The sequence below is a fragment of the Streptomyces sp. NPDC090798 genome (assembly GCF_044768965.1).
Lineage (GTDB): Bacteria > Actinomycetota > Actinomycetes > Streptomycetales > Streptomycetaceae > Streptomyces.
Map to the genome: position 1 here is coordinate 188,933 of NZ_JBIVXA010000018.1, position 8,495 is coordinate 197,427.

At 66.9% G+C, this 8,495-nt stretch carries 7 protein-coding genes; 5 read left to right on the forward strand and 2 right to left on the reverse strand.

From position 1 onward, the window contains the following. The coding region (locus ACIQTP_RS33190; protein ID WP_403406998.1) for a hypothetical protein at positions 1-264 on the forward strand (264 nt) is incomplete at its 5' end. Positions 265-644: 380 nt separating this feature from the next. Here ACIQTP_RS33190 and ACIQTP_RS33195 read toward each other — a convergent pair. Beyond that, entirely contained in the window at positions 645-1,691 is a 1,047-nt protein-coding gene (locus ACIQTP_RS33195; RefSeq protein WP_403407000.1) for a cation diffusion facilitator family transporter, read from the reverse strand. 265 nt (positions 1,692-1,956) lie between these two features. On the opposite strand from ACIQTP_RS33195, the gene ACIQTP_RS33200 reads away from it, so the two are divergent. The 4 genes from ACIQTP_RS33200 to ACIQTP_RS33215 all read left to right on the forward strand — a co-directional run bounded on the left by ACIQTP_RS33200 (position 1,957) and on the right by ACIQTP_RS33215 (position 6,785). Continuing rightward, complete coding sequence (locus tag ACIQTP_RS33200; RefSeq protein ID WP_403407002.1) at positions 1,957-2,415, forward strand: YbhB/YbcL family Raf kinase inhibitor-like protein; 459 nt, start codon at positions 1,957-1,959, stop codon at positions 2,413-2,415. Next, the gene (locus ACIQTP_RS33205) at positions 2,412-4,559 is read left to right on the forward strand and encodes an FUSC family protein (RefSeq protein ID WP_403407004.1); all 2,148 of its coding nucleotides are present in this window, start codon (positions 2,412-2,414) and stop codon (positions 4,557-4,559) included. Before ACIQTP_RS33200 ends, ACIQTP_RS33205 begins: the two co-directional genes overlap by 4 nt. Positions 4,560-4,727: 168 nt before the next feature. Then, a complete protein-coding gene (locus ACIQTP_RS33210) occupies positions 4,728-5,981 on the forward strand; it encodes an MFS transporter (RefSeq protein ID WP_403407006.1) in 1,254 nt (417 codons plus the stop codon). A gap of 183 nt (positions 5,982-6,164) precedes the next feature. Beyond that, positions 6,165-6,785, forward strand: coding sequence for a response regulator (locus ACIQTP_RS33215; RefSeq protein WP_403407021.1), 621 nt, complete (start codon positions 6,165-6,167; stop codon positions 6,783-6,785). 42 nt (positions 6,786-6,827) lie between these two features. Here the strand turns inward: ACIQTP_RS33215 and ACIQTP_RS33220 are convergent, their stop codons facing one another. Beyond that, entirely contained in the window at positions 6,828-8,006 is a 1,179-nt protein-coding gene (locus ACIQTP_RS33220; protein ID WP_403407008.1) for a sensor histidine kinase, read from the reverse strand. Between the last annotated feature and the right edge of the window lie 489 nt (positions 8,007-8,495).

An 8,495-nucleotide genomic window follows, 5' to 3' on the forward strand; every position in this document is an offset into this window, starting at 1 on the left:
ACGCAGGGTGGCGGCCGCGGCAACACCCAGGGCGGTACGCAGGGTGGTGGCATGGGCAACACCCAGGGCGGCACCCAGGGCAACGGCAACGGCAACACTCAGGGTGGCACGCAGGGTGGTGGCAACGGCAACACCCAGGGCGGCACCCAGGGCAACGGAAACGGCAACACTCAGGGTGGCACGCAGGGTGGTGGCAACGGCAACACCCAGGGCGGTACGCAGGGTGGTGGCAACGGCAACACCCAGGGCGGCACTCAGGGCTGATCGTTGAAGAGTCCCCAGAACTCGGCACCTCGCGGGAGAAACCTTCCGCGAGGTGCCGAGTCCAGTGCTGATAGGACAGCTCAGTTCACTCGCTGCTTTCGGAGCGATGGGAATTGCAGCGAGTGACATTCGCGCAAACGCAGGCCCAAGTAACTCGCCCCGAGGCAGGCTGTCTTTCTCTTGACTTCTCCCCCTCCTGAAGGAGGGGGATTCTTACGGCTCGTGCCGTGAGGGTTTCTGCTTCGTCGCCGACTGCCCGTCCGGAGTACTCCGTCGAGGTCTTGCACCAGCTCCACAGACGGGGATCAGATAAACCTGTGTTGACTCTAAGGACACAGGTAGCCTGCGCTCGCCCACAAGAACGGGCGCGCCTCGGCGGGTCAGGGGGTGTGGGGACCGGGGCGGTGGACTGGGCCGTGGATGTCTTCCTCTTGCGGCGGCTCCCCGCCGTCCTTGGCGCTGCCGTCCGGGCGGGTGGTGATGTGCAGGAGAGGGTCGGTGCCGGTGCGGTCTTCGCCGAGGTGGTCGACCTGCAAGGTGGCATGGCTGATGCCGTATGCCTCGCGCAGGTGCAGCTGAAGGGCTCGGCGTACGGCGTGGCAGTCACCGCCTGGGGTGACCAGGACGTGCGCGGAGAGAGCGGCCTGACCGGAGGTGATCTCCCAGATGTGCAGGTCGTGGATCTCGACGACTTGTTCAGTGGCGGCCATGCGGCCGCCGAGGATGTCAGGGTCGAGGCCGGCCGGGGCGGCCTCCAGGAAGATTCGCCCGGATTGGCGGACCAGGCTGATCCCGGCCTTGAGCATCAGCACCACGACGAACAGCGAGGCGATCGCGTCCGCGCGGAAGAATCCCGTCAGCAGTACGACGGCGCCGGCAATGGCGGTGGCGATGAACCCGTACAGGTCGGTCAGGATGTGCTGGTAGGCACCTTCGATGTTCAGCGAGGAACGGTTGGCCTTGGCGATCGCCCAGCCCGCTGCGATGTTGACCACGATTCCGATGAGTGCCGTGATCACGACCAGGCCGCCGGTGACCTCGGGCGGGGCGATCAGCCGGCGCACCGCTTCATACGCGAGCCAGGCTGACAGCACCAGCAGGGTGACGCCGTTGGCCTGCGCTGAGAGGATCTCCGCTCGCTTGAGGCCGTAGGTGTAGCCGCCGCGCGCGGGGCGGCTGGCCAACCGCATCGCCACAAGGGCCAACACGATGGAAGCCGCATCGGTGAGCATGTGCGCGGCGTCTGAGATCAGCGCCAGCGAGTGCGCCAGGACACCCACGACTACCTCGCCGCACATGTAGGCCACGATCAGGGTCAGCGCAAGGCTCAGCCATCGCCGGTCCGCGTCCGCGGTCACGCCATGCCTGTGCCCGTCGTGGGTTTCGCCGTCTCTGGCGTGGCCGTGCCGGTGCTCGTGGTCCTTCATGCAAGGTCCCCGTGGCTGTTGTGCCGACGGCCTGGCGGCGGCCGGCCCCCAGGCCAGTGGACCACGCCCCTGCCGGAAATTCCAAAGGTCGCAACGGTGACGGTGGCTGGCCCCGATACGGCTGACCTGCGGGTTTCCTGGCGGGGGAGTGCGCCCACCAGCCCGGATCATCCACCGCCGGCGGATCCGGATATCAGTCAGCCGTCCCGGCCGAGGCGGGGGCGCCTAACAGGCCTGTTTGTCCGGTGCGGCGGAGTATGGCGACATGAGGATGGAGAGTCCGTCGTTCCGCGACGGTGACTGGATCCCCGTCGAGTATTCAGTGGACGGTGGTGAGTCCCAGGTGCCGCTGGAGTTCGATGCGGTGCCCGTCGGGGCCGCGAGTCTGGCGCTGGTGGTGCATGATCCCGATGTGCCGCGGGACCGGCGGCCGGACGGGAATTTCGATCACTGGGTGGTGTGGAACATCCCGGCGGGGCAGCGCGGGATCTCCGAGGGCGACGGGCAGGTGGGGGTGGTGGGGGTCACCACGAGGGGGACCAACACCTGGATCGGTCCGGCACCGCCGCCGGGTGACGGCCCGCACCGGTACTTCTTCACCCTCTACGCGCTGGACACCGTCCTGGACCTGCCGCCCTCCGCCGGGCGGCCTGAGGTGGAGGAGGCGATGGAGGGTCATGTCGTGGAGCGGGCGGTGCTGATGGGCCGGTTCCAGCGGGATTGACCGGCCACAGGAGCTGGGCCCGTCTGTTCGAGCCGGTCCCGGGCAGCAGGCCTGCGGCCCTCGCCGGACTGACCAACGGGGTGGCCGTCGGCTTGCCCTTGCTGGTGGGTGTGGCGGCCGGTGATCCTGCGGCGGGCGCGCTGGCGTGCCTGGGCGCGTATGTGGCGGCGTTCACCAACAAGGGCGGCCCCCGCGGGCAGCGGACCGCGGGTCTGGCTGTGGCCGGCGCCGTCAACGCGCTCGCTTTCTGGGCCGGGGAACTGGTGACCGGTCTGTTCCCGCTTGCCCTGGCCCTGCTCATGGCGCTGGTCTTCCTCGCCGCGATGGGGCAGGCGGTGCATGGGACGGTGGCCCGCCTGGGCACGATGCCCGCAACCGCCCTGCTGGCAGGCGCCGGACAGACCGGTTCGGACGCGGTGGGAACCGTGCGTGCCGTCCTCCTCGTGCTGGCCGGAGGGCTCTGGTACGCCGCTGCCACCGGTCTGCTCACCCCTGCGCCCCGTCTGCGAAGTGTGCTGGCCGCTGTCGCCCAGCCTTTTCGGGAGACCGGCCGACACCTCGATCGGATCGCCGCCACCTCCCACCAGCCGGGCGGCGACCACGCACGCGCAATGGCCGCACTGCGGCGAGCGGAACAAGCAGCGCAGGGACTGCACGGCCCGGACGGCGACGAGTATCTGGCCCTTCTCGTCGCCCCGCTGCTGCGCCAGGCATCCGTGCTGGTCGACCTCACCGCGGCGCTCGCGGAGACCGGCACCCCGCCCCAGGCCGTTCTCCAGCCGTTCACCGCCGCCAGCCGGGCGCTGGCCGACCAGATCGCCCAGGTGGCCGGCCTGCTCACCCGCCGCCCGGGCCACGAAACCTCCCTGAAGGACATGGCCGACGCGATGGCGACGCTCACCCTCGCCTGCGACAGGCTGCGTTCGCGCACGGCCACCGGGCAGGAGCCCTACCCCGCGATGGCCAAGGCCGGGCGCCAGCGCCGGCTGCTGGCCCGCATCCGCACCGCGACCGGTACCGCGCACCATCACGCCCGCACCCTTCGAGGCGCGGCCGGCACGCGCATCCACCCGGCTCCAGCCCCGCAGGCTCCCTTCGACGCGGCACGCCTGCGCGCGGCCATGACATTCAGCTCCTCCGCCTACCGCCACGCCCTACGCGTCACAGCCGTCGCCGCCGCCGTGTTCACCCTGGTATGGGGGGCTCGCCTTCCGCACGGCGAATGGGCGACCCTGGCCGTCCTGAGAGTCCTGCGCCCCCAGTACGGCGCCACCCTCGAACGCGCCGGCCAGCGCATCACCGGCAACCTGGTCGGCGGCACTTGCGCCGCCCTGATCATCGCCGGAGTCAAGGAGCCCGCCCTCCTCGCGGTCATGCTGTTCGCCGTCATCAGCGCCGGCTTTGCCCTGCGGCCCGTCAACTACGCCTTCTGGGTCGTCTTCGGCACCCCGCTGGTGCTGCTGATCGGCGACGTGACCCAGCCAGGCGACTGGGGCTCCGCCCTCGAGCGAATCGCCATGACCGTTCTCGGCAGCGCCGCCGCACTCCTCGGCGGCTACCTGCTGTGGCCCATCTGGGACCACGACCGCCTCACCGAACAGACCACCGAAGCGACCCGGGCAGTCGCCGCCTACCTGGACGCGGCGCTGAACCGGCTGACCCACCCCCGCAGCCCCTCGACGGACCGGACCCGCCGCAGAGCCGAAAGCATCCTGGCCAAGGCCCAGACCTCACAGCAGCACGCGCGCCGGGAGCCCGGCCACGACCCCAGGGCCGTCTCGGATGCCTCCACCACCCTCGCCGCCCTGGCCACGCTCATGGAACATCTCACCGCCCTGACCGCTCACTCCACACAGCAGGCAGCCCTCATCCCAGGGCTTTCTGACTACGGCACACACGCTCCCGCAGCCCTGAGCGCGCCACAGGCCGACGAACGGACCGCCCACGCAACAGCCCTGGCCGACGCCCTCGACGACATGCGTCTGTACCTCGAGGGGCTCTACACCCAGCGTCTGCGCGAACTGGCAACACGCCAGAACGGTGACACCCACGTGCGGAGGACGATCCGCGACAACGAACCCGTCATCGGACTCCTCACCAAGATCCAATCGTGCATCGAGCGCCTCCTCCATCAGCCCGCCTGACCGGGCACCCGCCACGGGTGGCGGGACCCTCCGGGCGCTCTTCCCGCTGTCTTCTGCGTCACTCGTTCACGAAAGGCGACCTTGTGACCCGTACTGATGCACCATGGGAACGATTATGAAGATTTCGTTCATTAGACGGATGGATCGGGTGATTCCTACAGTCAAAGCATGTCTCCCACCGATTCCGAGGTGTCCACCGCCGCATCCGATTCCCGGATGGCGCCGGGTGGTCCCGGCTACCGCCGGATGAACCTCGCCCTCTTCCTCGCGGGTGCCGCGACCTTCGTCCTGCTGTACTCCACGCAGGCGCTGCTGCCCCTGATCTCCGGGGAGTTCCGGGCGACGGCGAGCGAGGCGAGTTGGACGGTGGCGGCCGCGACGGGCGGGCTGGCGGTGTTCGTCGTGCCGATGAGCGCTCTGTCGGAGCGGTTCGGGCGGCGCACGGTGATGACGGCATCGCTGGCGGTCGCGGTGATGGTCGGCCTGCTGGTGCCGTTCGCGCCGTCGCTGGGCGCGCTGATCGTGCTGCGGGCGCTGCAGGGCGCCGCGTTGGCCGGCCTGCCGGCGTCGGCACAGGCCTACCTCGCGGAGGAGGTCCGCCCCAAGGCCCTGGTCACGGCGATCGGCCTGTTCGTGGCCGGCAACAGCGTGGGCGGCATGAGCGGCCGGGTCGTCACCGGCTGGGTCGCCCAGGAGTGGGGCTGGCGGGTGGCCGTCGGGGTGATCGGCGTGATCGCGGTGGCATGTGCGGTGGCCTTCCGACTGCTGCTGCCGGCACCGAAGCACTTCAAGGCGGGCTCCCTGCACCCCCGCACGCTTGCCCGCACGGTCCGCGACCACCTCACCGACCCACTGCTGGGCCGCCTCTATGCGATCGGCGCACTGTTCATGACGGTGTTCGGCGGTGTCTACACGGTCATCGGCTACCGCCTGACCGACGCCCCCTTCTCGCTTCCCCAGGGCATCGTCGGCTCGGTCTTCCTGGTGTACCTGGTGGGTACGGTCTCGGCGTCGGCAGCGGGCCGGCTGGTGAACCGCCTGGGCCGCCGGGGCGCCCTCTGCCTGGCGGCCGCCACGACGACGGCGGGTCTGCTGATCTCCCTCCGTGGCACTCTCCCGTTGGTCCTGCTGGGCATGGTCCTGATCACGGCGGGCTTCTTCGCCGGCCACGCGGTCGCCGCCTCGACGGTCAGCAGGACCGCCACCCACGGTCGCGCCCAGGCCTCCGGCCTCTACCAGTCCGCCTACTACATCGGCTCCAGCGTCGGCAGCACGGTGGGTGCCACTGCCTTCCATGTGGCCGGCTGGTCCGGAACGGCAGGGGTCGGTCTGCTGGCGATGCTGGGCGTCGTGACGATCACGATGTTCGGTTCCACGGCGGCCCGGGCCACCGCACGGCGGGAGACGGTCGCCGCCCGCTGAGGACCCGGCGGTGACCCCCTCATGTCTCCCTGCATTACGGCAACGAGCCACGCATGGCCCGGCAGCAGGGGCTCATATACCTTAGTAAGAGTCATCGAAAACTTGCCGGCGATCGTAAAGCAGTAAAAGCGCAGACGAAAGGTCGGGATTGCCGTGGCAACGCCAAGCCCTCCTCGCATCCGAGTGGTAATTTCCGATGATCACCCCCTGTTTCGCGAGGGCATCTCACGCGCGCTGCAACTAAGTGGGTTCATTGATGTCGTGGCCGAGGCGGAGAACGGCCGGGATGCGCTGGAGATCATTCGCCGAGAAATTCCACAAGTCGCCGTGCTGGATTTGCGCATGCCTGAACTCGACGGAATCGCAGTGCTTCACGCCCTGGTCCGGGACCGAGTCGACACACGAGTTCTCATGCTCTCCGCTTTCACCGACAGCTCCTCTGTCTACCGTGCATTGGAAGAAGGAGCTGCGGGGTTCCTGACCAAAGACAGCAAACGCTCGGAAGTCGTGGAAGCGGTACGAGCGATCTCACAGGGTAAGACTGTCGTGCCACCCGAAGTGACAGGAGGGCTGGCCGACGAAATCCGCATGAGGCGATCCCAGAATTCTCCGACCCTCAGTGAGCGGGAAAGTCAGGTCCTGAACGGTATGGCCCGGGGACTCAGCATTCCGCAGATCGCCAAAGAGCTGATCCTCGGTACGAGCACGGTCAAGACGCACGCTCAGCACCTCTACGAGAAACTACAGGTGTCGGATCGCGCCGCAGCGGTTGCGGAAGCCATGCGCCGAGGCCTGCTGGAATGATCGCTACGTCACCCTGCAGACTGCGATGCAAGAAACCGTCGCTCATTCCACTGGTACAACGGCTTCGGCCGTCGTACCGCCGGATGCATTTCTTCGGAGGGTGAAAACACCCCCCAAGCCCTCGATTCGCGCACGGTGCGAAGCGATCCCGATATGGCCTGACGAGAGACTCCTGGCCAAGCATTCGCGAGATATACCTACACCGTCATCAGAAATCGAGAGTTCAACACTCGCTGAATCATGCTGCTGCAAGGTTACAATGACATTATTTGCCTGCGCATGCTTCACGGCATTCTCCAGGATTTCGCGAGCCAGCCAGTAGAGTGGCCGATCTGCAGAACCTGCGGACGTTATGCTGGACCGAACCTCTCCGTGAAATCTCCCGCGCTCGGAAGCCTGTTGAGTCAGATGCTGCAGAGCGGGCACCAGGCCTCCTGACACGAGGACTTCAGGATGCAGGGTTCGTACCGACGAGCGGAGCTGCTTGCTTGCTGCGGCAAGAGCCTGATCGGCACGTTGCAGCGCATCGGTCGCCCCGGGGCTGCATGCTGCTTCGTCGATGGAGTGCCTGGCCGCCAGAACGTTCTGCAATGCGCCGTCGTGCAGCACTTCCGCAATTTTGCGCTGTTCCCTCTCCTCCGTCGCCATGATCCGGTCCAGCAGCCACAGGCGATGTTCCGCCAAATCTCTTATCGCCCTCACCCTGTGCTGTTGGACATCCGACAGAAGCACACAGCCTGCGCACACCACAAGAATGAACAGGGTGTGCATGAGTATGAAATTCCAGTACGGCTGATGTAGATGGCCGACGGCAGTACCGACGGCGTAGCTCGCCGCTGCGAGCACTCCAGATGCCGCAGTAAGAACCGGCCTCATCTGGAATGAGGCGAGGACGGGTATGAAGAGAAAAATGTCAGCAGATACCGGCGAGCTCCAGTTCGGGTCAGAAAAATCGCCGGAAATTGCTATCAATGCGGTGAGTAAAGCCAGGTCGACCAGTGGATATACCCAAGACGGATATGGCCTGCGCGATCTCCACGACGCCCAGAGCATTCCAAAGGTCCATAGAGCGTAGACGGCAGCCAGAGTCACCGAAATCTGCATCTGCTCGGACGGCGGAAACACTGCCAAGTCTGCCGTGAGTGCAATAACGATGGCGATTCGAAGTATTGCCTGCCACCTAAAAGCCCTTTGCAGGTGCAGGGCAGGTACTTCAGCCATGTCCCTTCGATCTGGTCGGCCACTTTCTCGAGCGGTCGGGAATGAGTCCGGAAGTGTCATGTCATCCTCTTACCGGGTGTCGCCACGTCTGCCTCGGTATGCAGAGAGCTGTGCCTTCCTTACAACGCCATCGCAACCGGATCGACTCCGGCTCGCCTGCACGGACCAGTGCGCCCGCGCGGATACACCACGGCCGGCTGGCTCCCGCCTTTCTCCGAGAAGCCGATGTCTCCGTGAACTTCGCTGTGGCGGCAGTTAGAACCGCTTCGCCGTTGTGGTGACTATTTTATGGCACAGACGGTGCATGGAGCGGTTTGCGTCCGACTCCGGAGAGGAATGAACGCGCCTTGGCCAGTCGATACCCTCTCACCCACTGATCCAGGGCTTCGGCGTAAGTCGGATGACGTCCGGTTTGTGATCATCCGAGGCCGAGGAGTTCGAGTGGGCGGTGGGGGTCGCGGGCGTTGCGGCGGAGGCCGGCGGCGATGC

What these genes read in the sequence shown, in the direction of transcription:
- ACIQTP_RS33220 (WP_403407008.1), bottom strand. Translation starts at nt 8,006, where the DNA reads ATGGCTGAAGTACCTGCCCTGCACCTGCAAAGGGCTTTTAGGTGGCAG.
- ACIQTP_RS33195 (WP_403407000.1), bottom strand. Translation starts at nt 1,691, where the DNA reads ATGAAGGACCACGAGCACCGGCACGGCCACGCCAGAGACGGCGAAACC.
- ACIQTP_RS33200 (WP_403407002.1), top strand. Translation starts at nt 1,957, where the DNA reads ATGAGGATGGAGAGTCCGTCGTTCCGCGACGGTGACTGGATCCCCGTC.
- ACIQTP_RS33210 (WP_403407006.1), top strand. Translation starts at nt 4,728, where the DNA reads ATGTCTCCCACCGATTCCGAGGTGTCCACCGCCGCATCCGATTCCCGG.